Annotated in this window: 16 protein-coding genes and 1 other annotated feature; of the genes, 3 read left to right on the forward strand and 13 right to left on the reverse strand. The window is 46.0% G+C overall.

Annotation, left to right across the window (positions count from 1 at the left end; genetic code table 11):
• Positions 1–127: 127 nt before the first annotated feature.
• The 7 genes from ACFWMP_RS09610 to ACFWMP_RS09640 all read right to left on the reverse strand — a co-directional run bounded on the left by ACFWMP_RS09610 (position 128) and on the right by ACFWMP_RS09640 (position 6,063).
• Positions 128–1,663 (reverse strand): 2-isopropylmalate synthase, encoded by a 1,536-nt coding sequence (locus ACFWMP_RS09610; protein WP_042185267.1) that lies wholly within the window; start codon positions 1,661–1,663, stop codon positions 128–130.
• Positions 1,664–1,902: 239 nt separating this feature from the next.
• Positions 1,903–2,184 (reverse strand) — a binding site (T-box leader).
• Positions 2,185–2,572: 388 nt separating this feature from the next.
• Entirely contained in the window at positions 2,573–3,622 is a 1,050-nt protein-coding gene (tsaD, locus tag ACFWMP_RS09615) for a tRNA (adenosine(37)-N6)-threonylcarbamoyltransferase complex transferase subunit TsaD (protein WP_379423269.1), read from the reverse strand.
• Positions 3,619–4,143 (reverse strand): ribosomal protein S18-alanine N-acetyltransferase, encoded by a 525-nt coding sequence (rimI, locus tag ACFWMP_RS09620; RefSeq protein ID WP_042185263.1) that lies wholly within the window; start codon positions 4,141–4,143, stop codon positions 3,619–3,621. Before rimI ends, tsaD begins: the two co-directional genes overlap by 4 nt.
• Positions 4,140–4,976, reverse strand: a complete 837-nt coding sequence (gene tsaB, locus ACFWMP_RS09625) for a tRNA (adenosine(37)-N6)-threonylcarbamoyltransferase complex dimerization subunit type 1 TsaB (RefSeq protein ID WP_042185261.1) — start codon at positions 4,974–4,976, stop codon at positions 4,140–4,142. Before tsaB ends, rimI begins: the two co-directional genes overlap by 4 nt.
• A gap of 5 nt (positions 4,977–4,981) precedes the next feature.
• Positions 4,982–5,464, reverse strand: coding sequence for a tRNA (adenosine(37)-N6)-threonylcarbamoyltransferase complex ATPase subunit type 1 TsaE (tsaE, locus tag ACFWMP_RS09630; RefSeq protein ID WP_379423273.1), 483 nt, complete (start codon positions 5,462–5,464; stop codon positions 4,982–4,984).
• A gap of 211 nt (positions 5,465–5,675) precedes the next feature.
• Positions 5,676–5,861: an H-type small acid-soluble spore protein gene (locus tag ACFWMP_RS09635; protein WP_042193364.1), complete on the reverse strand. Its 186-nt coding sequence runs from the start codon at positions 5,859–5,861 to the stop codon at positions 5,676–5,678.
• 31 nt (positions 5,862–5,892) lie between these two features.
• Positions 5,893–6,063, reverse strand: a complete 171-nt coding sequence (locus ACFWMP_RS09640) for a hypothetical protein (protein WP_156113056.1) — start codon at positions 6,061–6,063, stop codon at positions 5,893–5,895.
• Between the two features lie 139 nt (positions 6,064–6,202).
• On the opposite strand from ACFWMP_RS09640, the gene ku reads away from it, so the two are divergent.
• Together ku and ACFWMP_RS09650 are read left to right on the forward strand one after the other, a co-directional pair.
• Complete coding sequence (gene ku / locus ACFWMP_RS09645; protein WP_379423276.1) at positions 6,203–7,171, forward strand: non-homologous end joining protein Ku; 969 nt, start codon at positions 6,203–6,205, stop codon at positions 7,169–7,171.
• Positions 7,172–7,183: 12 nt separating this feature from the next.
• Complete coding sequence (locus ACFWMP_RS09650) at positions 7,184–8,131, forward strand: ATP-dependent DNA ligase (protein WP_339245198.1); 948 nt, start codon at positions 7,184–7,186, stop codon at positions 8,129–8,131.
• 47 nt (positions 8,132–8,178) lie between these two features.
• On the opposite strand, the gene ACFWMP_RS09655 is transcribed toward ACFWMP_RS09650, so the two are convergent.
• The 4 genes from ACFWMP_RS09655 to ACFWMP_RS09670 all read right to left on the reverse strand — a co-directional run bounded on the left by ACFWMP_RS09655 (position 8,179) and on the right by ACFWMP_RS09670 (position 12,164).
• Positions 8,179–8,985 carry a hypothetical protein gene (locus tag ACFWMP_RS09655; protein ID WP_379423279.1) on the reverse strand — a complete coding sequence of 269 codons (807 nt, stop codon included), beginning with the start codon at positions 8,983–8,985 and terminating at the stop codon, positions 8,179–8,181.
• A gap of 29 nt (positions 8,986–9,014) precedes the next feature.
• A complete protein-coding gene (locus ACFWMP_RS09660; protein ID WP_379423281.1) occupies positions 9,015–9,830 on the reverse strand; it encodes a hypothetical protein in 816 nt (271 codons plus the stop codon).
• Between the two features lie 598 nt (positions 9,831–10,428).
• Entirely contained in the window at positions 10,429–11,619 is a 1,191-nt protein-coding gene (locus ACFWMP_RS09665; RefSeq protein WP_379423283.1) for a hypothetical protein, read from the reverse strand.
• Positions 11,583–12,164, reverse strand: a complete 582-nt coding sequence (locus ACFWMP_RS09670; protein WP_042193362.1) for an RNA polymerase sigma factor — start codon at positions 12,162–12,164, stop codon at positions 11,583–11,585. Before ACFWMP_RS09670 ends, ACFWMP_RS09665 begins: the two co-directional genes overlap by 37 nt.
• A gap of 143 nt (positions 12,165–12,307) precedes the next feature.
• On the opposite strand from ACFWMP_RS09670, the gene ligD reads away from it, so the two are divergent.
• Positions 12,308–13,192, forward strand: coding sequence for a non-homologous end-joining DNA ligase (ligD, locus tag ACFWMP_RS09675; protein WP_379423285.1), 885 nt, complete (start codon positions 12,308–12,310; stop codon positions 13,190–13,192).
• A 237-nt stretch (positions 13,193–13,429) separates the two neighbouring features.
• Here ligD and ACFWMP_RS09680 read toward each other — a convergent pair whose 3' ends face one another.
• Together ACFWMP_RS09680 and cls are read right to left on the reverse strand one after the other, a co-directional pair.
• Positions 13,430–14,269: a YitT family protein gene (locus tag ACFWMP_RS09680; protein WP_231573468.1), complete on the reverse strand. Its 840-nt coding sequence runs from the start codon at positions 14,267–14,269 to the stop codon at positions 13,430–13,432.
• Between the two features lie 240 nt (positions 14,270–14,509).
• On the reverse strand, positions 14,510–15,940 hold the full coding sequence (gene cls / locus ACFWMP_RS09685) for a cardiolipin synthase (protein WP_379423287.1): 1,431 nt from the start codon (positions 15,938–15,940) through the stop codon (positions 14,510–14,512).
• Positions 15,941–16,133: the final 193 nt, after the last annotated feature.

Raw genomic sequence — 16,133 nt, forward strand, 5'->3', positions numbered from 1 at the left:
AATTCGTAGAGAATATGTGGATAACGTTGTCCACAACTTGACAAAAGACATAACCCCACCTAAAACCTGTCATCAAAAGCTAAAAAAGAACCCGCTATCTCTAAATCAGACAGCGGGTCGATGTATATTAAACGATTTGTGTAGAGAGCAAGGCAGCGTTACAGGCTGCAATATAGGCAATCCCTGCTGCCATGATAATATCTTGATGCGTAGCTGTGCCTCTAAATTTAAGACCTTCCCACTCTACCATCACAGCCGCTTCCGCCTGGGCGTTCTCTCCACTTCCAAGTGAATGCAGCTCAAGTCCCGCAAAATCGATATCCTCTGAAATGCCTTGCCCAATAGCAGCGATAATAGCTTCAAGCGGACCATCTCCAGTACTAGTATGAGAAGTTTCCTGTCCAGACTTCAAATGGCGAACCGTAACCGCGGCCACCCGGCGCTGGGCACTGCCTGCCAATACCTGAACCTCACCCAGTTCATAGACCTGAGCTTGCTGTCCAGTTGTACTGCTCACCATTTGCAGCAACTGGTCATCACTGACTACCTTTTGGCGGTCAGCGGTCTCTTTAAACGATTCATAAAGTGCATCCAGCTCCGCAGGCTCCAGCGTAATACCGTACTTCGCCGCCCGGTCCTTCAGCGCATGTCTGCCAGAATGCTTGCCCAGAATGATCATGCTACGCGGGATACCCAGCCGCTCTGGGTCCATAATCTCATAGGTGCTACGATCCTTCAGCAAACCATCCTGATGAATCCCTGACTCATGCTGGAAGGCATTTCTTCCGACGACTGGTTTGTTATAGGCGATTGGAAAATGCATCGCTCCGCTGATCAGCCGCGAAGTATCATACAGCTTATCAAGCACAATGCCTGTTTCTGCTCCAATCGCATCTCCGCGGGTTTCGAGCGCCATCACAAGCTCTTCCAGTGCGCAGTTCCCGGTACGCTCGCCGACTCCGTTCACAGTGACTTCGATCTGCGTCGCACCTCCATCAATTGCTGCCAGACTGTTGGCTACAGCCAGCCCCAAATCATTGTGACAGTGGGCACTGTAGCTTACCGTTTCTCCACCTCTTGCTCCTAGCCGCACACGACGGAACATTTCCCCATATTCATGTGGCAATGCGTAACCGACCGTATCGGGCAGATTGATAATAGAAGCGCCTTCCTCAATAACAGCTTCAATCATTTCAATCAGATCATCGATTCCTGTTCGCGCAGCATCCATGGCCGTGAATTCAACGACATCAGAGAATTGACGCGCATAAGCCGTCATCTCGCGGGCTTTGGCTACGACTTCAGCTCTGCTCATACGCAATTGATGCTGCAAATGAATATCAGAAGAGGAGATGAACAGGTGGATCCGCCGGCGTTCAGCATCTTGGGTTGCCCGGACTGCCGCGTCAATATCTCCTTTAACCGCCCGTGCAAAACCGCAAATTTCCACATTTCGCACCTTACGAGAAATCGTCTGTACTGCTGCAAAATCACCAGGGCTCGATATCGGAAATCCAGGCTCCATCACGTCAACACCCAGATCCGCAAGCTTATAGGCCAGCAGTATTTTTTGCTCTGGGGTTAGACTTGCACCCGGAGCCTGTTCACCATCTCGCAGAGTCGTATCGAAAATTTGTATACGTTTCTTTACTGGAATAATCATCTGAATTCCTCCTGTTTTCCTCTTATTGGATTCCTTACCCTAACCTATGCTTCAGCGCAGATCCACACGTCGACTTGTGGCCCTGCTAAATTCCCCACCCACTGCTGCCGGCAGCTGATACGAATGAATCCTCTGCACAATTTGGAATGTGCTGAAGGTTCACTCTTGGCGTCTTATATAGCGCCTGAGTCCATAACCTGAGTCGCTTCAATAAGAACGCAAAAACCCGCCGTCTCTAATAAAGAGACGGCGGGTTACCCCTCCGCGGTACCACTCTTTTTGACGCATAGGCTATTCATATAATCAAGCCATTAAGCTGCGTCCAGCTCTTCTTCCCGGTCCATCCTGAGGGAGTCAGGATATCTGGAAAGGTCCGATAACGGGGACAGCCGTAGGCAGCGTACTCTTATTTCCGCCGCTCCGCTCCCGGGCGAGATTCAAGACTTTCGGTGACTGCGTCGCACCACCCCGCAGCTCTCTGTTCACCGTCATTCCCTACTACTCCCGTTCTTAGCGTGTATTATATACATTCTCACTACTCAAAATCCATACAAAAAAGCCTGCCATCTCATTCAAGAGACGACAGGCTGTTAACCTTCGCGGTACCACTCTTGTTGATGCTCTGTACCGGTTAAGTTACTGCCGATTCCAATTGAACATCCACTCTACGGTCAAGTATGTTAGATACTCGACCACCCTTTCACGGAGGTTACCCGTAGACGGTGTACGAACGTTCCGGCGACAATTGCCGGTAATGCTTCCACCGTTCCGCTCCCAGACGAGTTCAGGTCCCCTTCGACTGCGTCGCACCTACCCGCAGCTCTCTTATCCCAGAGTATCCTTACTACTTCCGCTCATCGCGTTTCCTTGTATAATTGAACTGATTATACTCGTTAGCTCCAAATGATGTCAATAGGCGGATACAGACCATTGTTCCAATGAGAATCCAGGGTCTGCAACCATATCCAGCGGAGTACCGCCATCATGCTGCCACTTCACGTATGCAGCAGCTCCAATCATAGCTGCATTATCCGTGCAGTAAACCGGAGGTGGAATAATAAGCTCAATGCCCTCCGCTTCACAGCGTGAGATCAAAGCCGAGCGCAGGCCAGCATTAGCAGCAACACCTCCACACAACAATAACTGCTTGGAGCTAGTAGCTTTAACAGCGCGTACCGCTTTTTCCACCAGCACCTCAACCACAGATTCTTGGAACCCGCGGGCAATGCCTGCGACATCTGGCGTGAGACCCTTCATCTTGCTCTGATTCACAACGTTCAGCACAGCCGACTTTAAGCCACTGAAGCTAAAATCATAAGAACCCGGCTCCAGCCATACCCTTGGTAACGGTACAACCTCAGTCGCCTCGCGGGCCAGACGATCCACATGAGGTCCACCGGGATAAGGGAATCCTAGTGCTCGTGCCACTTTATCATATGCTTCGCCTACGGCATCATCACGGGTGCGTCCGATAATTCGAAACTCACCCTCCCGCTCCATATGAACCAGTTCAGTATGTCCGCCGGACACCACTAGTGTCATGCATGGATACTGTAACTCTGCCACTAAACGGTTAGCATAAATATGTCCTGCAATATGATGTGTGCCAATTAGCGGCTTACCCCATGCGAGGGCAAGGCTCTTGGCAGCTACTACCCCGACAAGTAAAGCCCCCACCAAACCTGGGCCTTGTGTAACCGCCACCGCCGACAACTGATCTGGTGTAACCCCTGCTGTAGTGAGTGCTTCTTCTATCACCAGTGTAATTACTTCCACATGCTTACGGGAAGCTACCTCTGGTACCACGCCACCGAAGGCGCGATGTGTCTCAATCTGACTTGAGATGATATTGGATAACACTTCAGAGCCATCTTTGACCACAGCCACTGACGTTTCATCACAACTCGTCTCAATAGCAAGTATTAGTACAGGCTGAGCTGCGCCCGTTTCTGTCTTCATTTCAAGTCCACGCTTCCTTCCATATTCCCATGCTCCTCGTACTCTGGCAGATCCGCCCACATAATGAGCGCATCCTCGCGATTATCGGAATAATATCCTTTGCGTGTGCCAGCAGATCGAAAGCCTTTTTTACGATATAAATTCTGTGCTACCTCGTTCGATACCCGTACCTCAAGTGTAATAGACTTCATCCCCACATAAGATGCCGTCTTCATCAGCTCTTCGAGCAAACGCTCGCCCCATTTACGTCCACGATAGGCTTCAAGCAGGGCTATATTCGTCACATGCGCCTCATCCACGATGGCCCACATACCGGCATAACCGATAATATGACCAGCCAGCTCCATAACCATATATTTTGCAAAATGATTATGCGTCAGCTCGTTGCGAAAAGCTTCCTCTGTCCAAGGCATCGTGAAGGCTTCCCGTTCAATGATAAGAATGTCAGGAATATCCGTAAGCTTCATCAAACGAAAAACAAGTTCAGCCTCTTGAGCTATCATTGATTCCGCTTCCGTCATGGTTTCTTTAAGCCCCCTTCTCTGCTTAACCGCAGATTGGCCTCCGCTTCTGAGATCTGAGTATAGTTAGGGATCAAGCTATGGATATCATCTTTCTCTACCTGAAGCCGCGCTTCTCCGAGAAATCCTGTCCAGCGGCCTTCCATTTCATAAGGAACTGCAATAGGAACACCAAGATCCTTCAATGGACGAAGCGAATCCTCACTGCCATGAACTGCAGTCTCCCCAACAAACCAAAGAACAGCGGGCTTATTGCCTTCGACTGAAGCCTGTCCTAAACGTTCTGCTAAGTACTCCACCCAATCTGCCATCAGCCGGATGGCATCAGGTTCAAGACGGCTAGGAGCATTATTTCCCTCAGCTGCGAATAATCCTGAATACACCTGTCCTCGGCGCGCATCCATTAGTGGAATGATCCAATCAGGCCCGTAGCTGTTATTCTCGGTAGTTTGTTCCGACGCTTTGGTCATCACGTTATTCTTGAGGGCTGTTTGATATCCGCCCCATGCTACTGCATGTAGACTCGAAATACCGACCACTGGGACATCCCATGCCCATGCCAGCGTTTTGGCAGCGGTAACTGCGATACGCGTCCCCGTATACGATCCAGGACCCACACCAACAGAAATCCCGTCCAGCATTGCAGCAGTAGTTCCTGTTGCTTGCAGCGCCTGCTCAATGATCGGGAGTAAATGCACCGAATGATTCCGTTCTCCGGAAGCATTTATTTCATGCAGTAGTTCCCCATTCTCTGTAACTGCCACGCCTAATACTGCAGTTGATGTATCCAGCGCTAAAAGCCGCTTGCGCGGCTCTGTATTCTGATTCGTCATATTCCTTAACCCCACTTCTGGATCAGCTGCCGGCAAAGCTCACCATACGGCTCCCCGATTCCGGTCACCGTAATCATTCTTTCATCTGGCCCCACTGTTTCCATGTATATATACATATGCCGCGGCGGCATTAAATCCGTAATAATACTGCTCCATTCCACCAAGCAGACCCCTTGCCCGTAGAAATACTCATCAAGTCCAAGCTCGTCCGCTTCCTGAAGCGAAATCCGATATACATCCATATGATATAGGGGCAGACGGCCCTCGTACTCTTTAATAATTGTAAAAGTAGGACTGTTTACGATCCCCTTTACGCCGAGATGCCGAGCGTACCCTTGCGAGAATGCTGTTTTTCCTGCGCCCAGATCCCCGTCCAAGCCGATAATCATCCCTGGCGTTGAAGCAGTAGCTAGAGCAGCTGCAAGCAACTCCGTATCCTGGAGGCTGTAAGAACGGTAAGTGAACACCGTTTCGTCTGTATTGTCCAACTACAACTACCACCTTTTAAAATATACCTGCCAAAAACCATTACTATTAATTATATCGGTATGCTCCATCCATCGCAACAACTGTCCCAATTCAATCTTCCATGCCAGTATGTCCACAATAGAAAAAGAGACCTCTACGCAAAAATAAGCATAAAGAGTCTCTTTTATAAAAGTGTAATTTAGCTTATCTCAGCTCTTTGAACAAACCTTGTTAATGATCTTGCTCCTCTAACCGTTCAACGCCTACCGTATGCGTATTCGTTGGTCGAGAGCCCACTTGAACCGTAGCCATTCCGTTCTGTGCATCCACATGCTCAATCCAAACAGGTTCTCCGTCCAAATGTACACTTACCGTCTCTTTAGAAGCATAAATATCCTGTGCTCGTTTGACATCCACCACTGTTCTCCTCCTTTATTTTTTCTAAATCTCACGATTCTAATGGCGAAGTTTCTTCGAGGGTTGATTCCGCATCAAGCTTCTCCGAGTCCGAGACCTGACTTGCTTCCGGTGGAGCTATAATGCTGTCCCAATCCACAACTGTCGCTGGAATATCCTGTTCGCTCAGCGCATCGATCCACTCGTTTCCACGCGGTTCCATGACTTAGTATTCTCCTCCTCAGCTTTATTAGCCTGATTTTATATTTTCCCATGCTTCACAAAAAATGCACCCGGCTAGAAAAGCCTGTCCTGCCTCATACTAACCCAAAGCAAATAACTTAGATCAGGAGGCGTTTCTCATGCATACCGTTTGGAAAGGGGCCATCAGCTTCGGGCTAGTGCATGTTCCGGTTAAAATGTTCTCCGCTACGGAAGACAAGGACATTTCTCTGCGTTATATCCATAAGGAATGCGGCAGCCCACTGTCGTATGTACGTAAATGTCCGGTGTGTGACAAAGAGGTGGCTTGGGAAGAAATCGGCAAGGGTTATGAATATGAAAAAGGGAAGTTTGTTCTATTCGACAAAGAGGAACTGGATCAATTGACCGACGAAAGCAGCAAAAGCATTACCATACTCGACTTTGTTGATCTGACGGAGATCGATCCAATTTATTTTCAAAAAACCTATTACTTATCTCCGGATCAGGCTGGGACAAATGCATATCGGCTTCTTATGGAGGCCATGCGTCAAACTGGTAAAATTGGCATCGCCAAAATATCGATTCGTTCAAAAAGCAGTCTTGCTGCTATTCGTGTGCTGGAGGATTGCCTCGCCATCGAGACTATTTTTTATCCTGATGAAGTGCGACCGGTCTCGCAAGTGCCTGGCCTGCCCGAAGCAGGGACGGTGAATGATAAAGAGCTGGATATGGCCAAGCTGCTCATTTCACAGCTATCCACGCCTTTTGATCCGGCAAAATATACCGATGATTATCGCCAGCGTATGCTTGATCTAATCTCACATAAAATTGCAGGCGAGGAATTTCATATCGCTCCTGCCAAACAGGAAAGCAATGTAATTGATCTAATGGCAGCATTGCAGGCCAGTATTCAGGCTGTACAGCATATCCCTACAGATCCGGGTCCTTCATTAACAGGTACTAAGAAAACAAAAACTAAAGCGGCTCCGGCTGCCAAAAGAAAAACAGCCAAGTCTAAAGCAGCAGCTGAGCCTGCCGATCAGCAAAACGAAGCTTCCGGGCCGATTCCAGTCATCGCACCAAAACCGAAACGCCGCAGCCCAAAAAGTAAAACAACCGTATCTTAGGAGGCTCTGCTGATGAAGCTTCAGCCTATTATTCCTTTTGAACCTATACTGGCTGGGCAGCTTCCAGCAGGCAACCAGTGGATTGCACAGATTAAATGGGATGGCGTTCGCATGTTGTCCTATTACAACGGAAGCACTACTCAGCTTATTAACAGACGTGGAAATTACCGTACAGCGCAATATCCTGAGCTTACTGATGTATCTGCTTACTGCAAGGCTGATTCCGTTATTCTTGATGGTGAAATCATTGCACTCAAGGACGGCAAGCCCTCATTTCACGAGGTAATGCGGAGGGACAGCTTAAAGAATGGCTCCACCATTTCCGTCGTTAGGCATCAGGTTCCTGTCATTTATATGATTTTTGATATTCTGTTTTATAATGGCCAATCGACGATGGATCAGCCTTTATTCTCACGGCAGCAGCTGCTAAACGATATTCTGCTGCCGCATCCCCATGTTCAGGCCGTACCCAGTTATACCGATCCCACAGAATTATTCGCCGCTGCTCAGAGTCAGAGCTTAGAGGGAATCGTCTGTAAGGATATCAACAGTACTTATGCTCCCGGTGGAAAAGATAAACGCTGGCAGAAACGCAAAATCATTTCTGATCTTACGGCAGTAGCCGGGGGTGTAACGTTCCGAGACGGCATCGTCAATGCGCTACTTCTTGGGCTGTATGATGATAAAGGGAATTTGCATTATATCGGACATGCCGGGCCAGGAAAATTGACTGTACAGGATAAACGCGACTTAACTGCAGAGGTACAGCATTTAAAAATAGATCAAATGCCCTTTACAGCTGATCCCCAGCGAGGGAAGGGTGCTTTTTGGATAAAACCGAAGCTTGTCTTCAAAGTTCATTTTTTGGAATGGAATACCTCAGGCACTCTTCGTCAGCCGGTTACTCAAGCTAGGGTAGATCTTCCTCCCGAATCATGTACTATGGAGCAAAAAGGATAAACTCTTTCCAAAAAAACGTCCTCTCGAATTTATCGAGAGGACGTTTCTTATTGCGCTGTAAGACTCGTTACAATGGTCTCCAGCTCTGCTTTTGTCTGCGCAGTATTTTTCGTATTCGTAAGCGTATAATCAATACTTCCATCCGCACTGGACCATACAAGCTGGACTTTTAGATCTCCATGGTGAGGACCAAACACCGTGTAAACTGCTTCAACCCCGTTGATGGTCAAATTTTCATCCTGGTCACCAGGCAGCTGCGCTAAAGTAACTCCTTCCGGAAGTGTATATGCTGGAGCTGATTTTAGATTCAATCTCTCTCCATTTCGCAGATAAGTGATAGAGGTTTCTGTATCGCTCCACTTTAAGCTTTGTGAAATCACTTTTTTACCAGCAGCTTGTGCTTTAGCTTTCACCTGATCTCTGAGGGTTTTATACTCTGTACTGAAAAACTTCGGAAGCACTGGATTTAAAACGACATCCTGCAGCTTATATTCGTCTGGTAGAGCAACGGGTATCAGGAGTGAATTCCCAGTTAATGAAGATAGCTTCTGTGCTGCTTCGTTTATAGAGCTGAATCTGTATGGCATATAGCTTACACTCAAATCATCCTCTGGATTAGATTTTTTGTCATTAACATAGAGAGCCTTAATTTCTCCCGTTTGTAGGGGAACAGCATATTCTTTGGCAATCAAATCCTTAATCGTTGGCGATACCGGTGGTGATTTCTGCTCAACCGGAACCGTACCTTTGCTTTTATTATTGCTCCCTGCAGGCACTGCGCCTGCTGTTCCACTTACCGCGCTCATTAACACTAGCAGACTCAAAACCGTGATAGCCGCACTTTGTTTAATCATCTTTATAATATCCTCCTTTAACCCCTTGGTTATTTGATCATGCTTTTAGCTACAGCCAACATTTCATTTGTCGTCAGTTTACTGACCCGATTGTCTGAAAGGGTATATTGTATCGCGCCTGATTTATCGAGCCACACTAGCTTAGTGTTGAAACTCGCTTCTTTAGCCGAATCAGTTGTAAGAATTACTTTCCTACCGTTGACCGTCAGTTCTTTCTTAGTTTCCGAAGCTCGTACAAAAGGCACAGCTCCTTCGGGAAGTTTGGCGGGCGGCACTCCAGTTACAATACTAAAATTGGCTTTTCCTTTGGCATACAGCTGCATAGACAAGTTCGTCTGGCTCCAGCTGATGATCTTGCTAAACAACTGTTTGTTGGGATCACCTGCCGCCGCTGCTGCCTTTAGTTCCTGCTCTAATTGTAAATACAGCTCTGAATCGTTTGCTACAGACGGTGGATAAATGATGGCTGTCGCCAGAGCGAAGCCCTTAGGAAGATTTCCAGGCTGTGGAGTAGTTGGACCCTTCAACGCTTTGAATTTAGCAGCAAAGGATTTGTAGTCTTTAAAAACAAATCCTTTGCCAGAGAAGCTGATCGTATCCTGAGGGTTGGAGACTTTGTCACGTACGTAGTAGGCCAAAAGCGTACCTTCCTTCAAGCTTGCTACGATCGCCTGTAATTCCCTTTGAGGATTCTGATTGGTTGATGCTGAAGTCTGCTGTTCTGCTGCCGCCGCGACCGAAAGAAACAAGCCAGGCCCAACCACACTTACAACTACTCCTGTTCCTAACAAGGTTGCTGCCGAGAGTACGATCAGTGTTTTTTTGAAATCATTATTGAGCTTCAATTTCTAACATCCTCTCCTTCTAAAAGGGTGAATGTAAGCTCACCCTGTTTTCAACTACACTTCTATAACACTCCAGCATGAGAAAAAGGGACATTTTCTTACAAAAAAGAGGCCGCCCCAAGCAACCATCATGGCTTTTGGGACAGCCTCTTTTTTTGTTCTTAACATTACAAGTGACGCACCAAGTGATGCAATATGTGAAACACCTATAGAGTAATTGGGGAATTTCTCCCTAAAATTCAGAGATTTCTGTTCATCGGCCTTGTAATTAGGGAAAACTTCCCTGAAATTTGGCCTATTCGGCAACGAATAAAGAAATTCCTATGATTATTAGGGAGGAATTCCCTGATTTCGTTCATTTAGAGCGAATATCGGTTATTTTTAGGGAGTTTTTCCCTAATTAGTTTAAAACAAGTAGATCACACATAGCACATCGCCCACCGCCCCAACCAGTAGCATAGAACACTACGCGTGGCATATCGTCACATGGCACAGTAAAATCCATTACTTTTCCTATTCCATAAAAAAAGCTGCCTCCCAAGTAGATTTCACTACTTTAGAGACAGCTTCTCATAATGTACGGATAGAACAACAGTAGCTAGCGAATAAAACTATTGGCAATCGCTTGCCATTGTTCACGGGTTAAAATGTTATTCAATCCATCATTTAGACTACGAATCGTCTGGCTGGCTTCATCATACCAATACAAACGATTCTGAGAAGTCCAAGCCTGCGCCCCCTGCTCTGTACTCGCTGCGATAAAAACTGCTTCTTTACCATTACCTGTCATAGACCATTTTTCGGCAGTCTGACCTTCCAAGATAGACACTTGCGTTGGATAACCCCTAAAAGCGCTCTGCATTAAGGATAGTGTAATTCTTTGATCCCCCTTATGGTAGGAAACCTCAGCGCTCTCTATGGCATTCACAGCGATCTTCTCCATAAACAGCTTTTGGCCTGTTTTATCGTCCTTAGCTTTCTTTTGAAATTGTTCAAGAACTTCTTTGTATTCCGTGTCTATCGACCCGTAAGGAGAAGCGGCTTTAAAAGTTGCTTGCTCGAATTCGTAACCATCGTCGAGTATGGAAGGCAGTTCTGGCCAGAAATCGCCAGCTACTTTTAATTCGTTTACGAAGTCCTGATATTTCGAATACACAAGAGGATTGAAAGCGAACTGCAATTGATTCCCATAGCCTAATCCTTTGACCAAATTAGTGAATTCAGTATCAATCACGTAATAGGCAGCCATTTCTCCGGGGTTCAAGCGGGCAAGCACCTGCTCATTATAAGTCGCTAATAAAGTCTGATACTTCTCAATCGCAGGAGAGGCCGTGGCAACAGGCTTACTATTATTAGTATGCACCGTCTGGACAACCACCCTTCCTCCGCTATTCACTAGGGTAATGGAACCATCCGAAGGTTTGATGATATCAATTGTAGACTGGCTACCATGCTCCGTTAAACCTCCAAGTCCAGACAGCTGAAGGGCACCAAATCCGATCATCCCCAGCAATATAGCTGCGGAGACCCCTGAGAGAATTCTTTTCCTAAATTTAGATGAAAGCGGGATAGTCTTCTCTTGCATCTGCATAACGGGATCTCCCGGTTCTCCGAATGACTCCAGCTCGCCTCTGAGGTTCGTCATTTCTCCGTCCATCGTTTTCTGTTGATCATAAATTGCCCTTACCCGCTTCATAACTGCTGCTCTTACATCTAGTTCGTCGCAGTTCCCCAATGCGTCCATTTTCTTTATCATTTTCTCTTCAACACAGCTTCGTTGCCCCACCATTCCGTCCCCCCTTTTTGAGCATTCATCATTTTGCCAAGCTTCGTAATCGTACGCCTGTATTTCTTCTTCACAGCATCAGTATTCTTATCGAGGATCTCCGCAATCTCCGGGAAGCTCTGTTCCTCAAAGATTCGCAGAACTAACAGATTTCGTTCATCTAATTTCAATTTCAAGAGGGCAAAGGTGAGATGTTCGTTAAATATGTAACGGTCCATCAACTGTTCCGGGCTTTCTGCAGGAGGATCCGGTTGAAAAAGCGCCATAATCTTCAAATGTCTTTGGCGTTTGCGGATCAGACTGAGGCAATGATGATAGGCAATTTTATATAGCCAGGAAGAAAAGCTCGCGATAGGGCGATATGTGCCTATATGCTGATATGCCTTCACTAGAATATCCTGTACCGCATCCTCCGCTTCCGTACGGCTCCCAAGCAGCCGGCAGCAATAGCGGTAAATCGGCTTTTGAAAAGCTTCGACGATAAGGGCATAGGACTCTACCTCGCCTGCCTGTACCCGAACGACGGTGTGTTCGATCCCGTCCAAAATCAGCAAACTCCCCTTTCACATAACCGTATAACCTTATAACTCTTATAATCATCCAAAAGGGACACTTTGGAAATATTTTTTTCATGAAAAGGAACAGACTGGCACATAATACCCTCATTCCTATAACAGAGAGGAGGTTCAGGATGCCAGCAGCCATCAAAGGCACAATTACTGTAGAGGGCCAAGAGATAACCATCACCAACCCAGAGAAGCTGCTATGGCCAGATTGCGGGATTACGAAGCGGATCTATCTGGAAAAGCTCGCCGCCCTCTCTCCCTATCTGCTGCGTTATTGTCGAGATCGGCTGCTAACCGTAATACGTTATCCGCATGGTATCTCTGGAATGTCCTTTTATCAGAAAAATGCACCTGATCCTCTTCCAGCTTTTGTCCAGACCGCTGTTCACGAGAATATTAACTATATCAAGCTGCAAGGTTTACCTGAGCTGATCTGGCTGGGTAATCTGGCTGCTTTGGAGTTCCATCCTTCTTTGCATTATGTAGGTAGCGAGATGCCTTGTGAATGGATGATTGATCTAGACCCGTCACGTGAGGTCGAACCCCGTATCATGGAAGCAACTGCAATCGTAGGGACGGTCCTAACCTCCCTTGGTTTATCCTCTGTTCCCAAAACCTCCGGGGCTACCGGGGTGCAGATCATCGTGCCTATCGAGACTGGCGTTACTTTTGATGGATTGCGAAAAATCGGACACTTTGTGGGTCGTTATGTCACTGAAAAGCACCCCGATTTATTCACCTTGGAGCGTCTGAAGAAGAATCGGGGAGATAAAATCTATTTTGACTACCTCCAGCATTACAGTGGCAAAACCTTAGCTGCACCTTACACACCACGTGCCAGACCGCTTGCTACAGTATCCACACCATTGCTCTGGAAAGAGGTTCAGCAAAACGTATCTCCTACTGATTTTCATCTGCTCAATATTGAGGAACGCCTGCGACAGATGGGAGATCTTTTGGAAAAAGTGCCACCGCAGCCCGTCAAACAACTCATTGCTAAGCTTCCATAGGGATGGAATGCCACGAATAATGAGCCTAAAAACAGCAATAAGCCCGCAGCATCATTTCATGCTACGGGCTTATCAGGCGTCCCACTCAAGGACAGAAGGTATATTGTATAAGAATACGGCATATCGAGTCTTGTTCACCGTATTTATTGCTCCATTATTCGTAAAAATACCTTCTTTCAGTTAATAGTACTAAAGTGCCAAGCTAAAACGCCTGCGGCGTCCTTTTAGGATGGTAAGCTAATGAATTGCTTTCTTCTTGAAACGGCCACCTTTAACATCATGAATGTTACCTATTGCGATGAATGCACCAGTATCCCAATCCTCAACAATGGATTTAAGCTTAGCTTCTTCCAAACGGGTAATAACCACGAAGATCACTTTCTTATTCTCCCCGGAAAATCCGCCTTCTCCATCTAAATAAGTAACACCACGTCCAAGACGTTCCGTCAAGGCTTCACCGATATCACGGAATTTATCACTAATAATCCATACCGATTTCGACTGATCCAGACCCTCAAGTGTAATGTCAATTACCTTGAATGCAATGTAATAAGCAATTAGTGAGAACATCGCATTATTCCAACCGAACACAAATCCAGCTCCGGATAAGATGAACAGGTTGAAGAACATAACAACTTCACCTACAGAGAAGGGAAGCTTCTTGGCTACTAGAATCGCAACAATTTCTGTACCATCTAGAGATCCGCCAAAACGTACAACTAGCCCTACACCTACACCAAGAATGATCCCCCCAAAAACGGCAGCAAGCATAGGCTCAACCGTAAAGGCATTCACATGATGCAACATTGAAGTACCAATAGACATAAGCACAATTGCATATAAGGTAGATAAGGCAAAGGTCTTACCGATTTGCTTATAACCGATTAACAAGAACGGAAGGTTTAACAGCGTCAATAAAATCCCCAGAGGAATGTCGAATAGATGTGATAAAATAATGGAGATACCGGTAATCCCACCATCAATCATTTGATTCGGTACGAGGAATATCTCAAGTGCAACAGCCATCATTGCTGCCCCAATGGATAACATGATCATTCGCTGCGCGAACTTAGCCATTTTATGTGTTCCGGTCTTCTGCAGCTTGTTCTTTTCCTCTTTGGCAATCATTTGTGGACTCACATTCATAGAACTCCCCCTACAATTTAACAGTATAGTGTTGAAACATTCGGAAGTATAATTATAATCTATACTTTCTTACATTTCTTCTTATACAATTATTATATCACAAAATAAGCCCTAATAATGAATGGAACACGTTATATCCTTCGAAAAATTCAGATTTAGTCCTCTTTCCGCTCATAATAGCGGAGATAACAACTGACACAGCCCTTCACCGAGTTTGACAATTCTCCCTCTCTCCTTAAACTTTACAGGATCAATAAATTCACTGTGCTTTTGATCCTTCTCAAACCCTGTGACTAGAGGGGATATAGCATCAGGATGTAGCAGCACAGCAGTCAATTCAAAGTTAGAATAAAAGCTGCGCATATCCAGATTTGCACTCCCCACTGTAGCGAGCAGATTATCGATAATCATGATTTTGGCATGCATAAATCCTTTAGTATAGCGGTAGAATTTCACTCCAGCGTCTTGTAAATTTTCTAAATAAGACAAAGAAGCATGATAGACAAGCACATTATCAGGCTTCGCAGGAATGATAATTCTTACATCCACTCCACGAAGTACTGCACTTTTCAAGGCCCGGCAGATGGCAGGATCAGGAATAAAATACGGTGAAGTAATCCAAATCCGCTGTTTAGCTGCACATAAGGCGGCAAAATACATCTCTTGAGAGGCGTCCATTTCAGCATCCGGACCACTCCCTACAATCTGCACGGCTTCTTGTGACTCACAATTATGTTTTGGGAACAGACGCGGATGGCTTGTGCTTTCGCCAGAGGCCAATCTCCAATCCTTTAAGAAGACATACTGAATATAATATACTGAGTCTCCTTCGAGACGCAGATGGGTATCACGCCAGTATCCCATTTTGAGATCCTTCCCCAAATAATCATCCCCTATATTCATTCCACCCGTGAAGCCAACGAGGCCATCTACCACCAGGATCTTCCGATGATTACGGAAATTAAAACGACGGTCTAACAGAGAACTAATCGGAGGTAAAAAAAAGTGGAACTCCACCCCAGCATTTCTCATCGTTCGAATAAACCTACGACTTAATTTATGACTGCCCAGACCATCACAAAGCAAGCGTACCTTAACGCCCTGTCGCGCCTTCCGAATCATAACATCTTGAAATTGCTCACCGATCTCATCATCACGATAAATATAAAATTCCATATGTATATGTTCTTTCGCTTCTTCCATAGCTTCCAGCATAGCATCATACGCTTCTCTCGCAGATGATAATACCCTGCTCTTGTTATGACCAGTAATTGGTCCTTCTGCGATCTTAGAAAGCAAACCCAATAGACCCTTATTATTCTCAAACTGAGCGTTCCCACTCTCAGTAACATCCTTTACTACCTTAATATTGCCAGAGACATGCGAACGAATTTCACGAAATAGTGTAGTACATCTTTTGTTTAATTTTCGATTCTGTCTATAATCACGGCCCAGAAAATAATAGAATGCCAGACCCAGCGGCGGACAACAGAATGAAATGAACAACCACGCCAAAGCCCTTTGCGGGCGACGAAACTCCATAAATACAATTACTGCGACCTGAATAATAAAAAGACTTAGAATTATCGCAAAAATCTTCAATTCCCTACCCCCTTCATTAATAAAACAGTTACCAATAGACTCGCTGCGACGATTCTATTACTGGTTTTGCCGTAACTCTCTTTCTTTATTCAAACAAACCGTTGTCATGTTCCTGAAAGATATGGAATACATAGAGTAGTAAGACAATTCGGGATGAGCCTAATGCAAGTAAGGTCGTTAGCTTCGTGTATCG

This window comes from Paenibacillus sp. NPDC058367, assembly GCF_042723305.1.
GTDB lineage: Bacteria > Bacillota > Bacilli > Paenibacillales > Paenibacillaceae > Paenibacillus_AQ.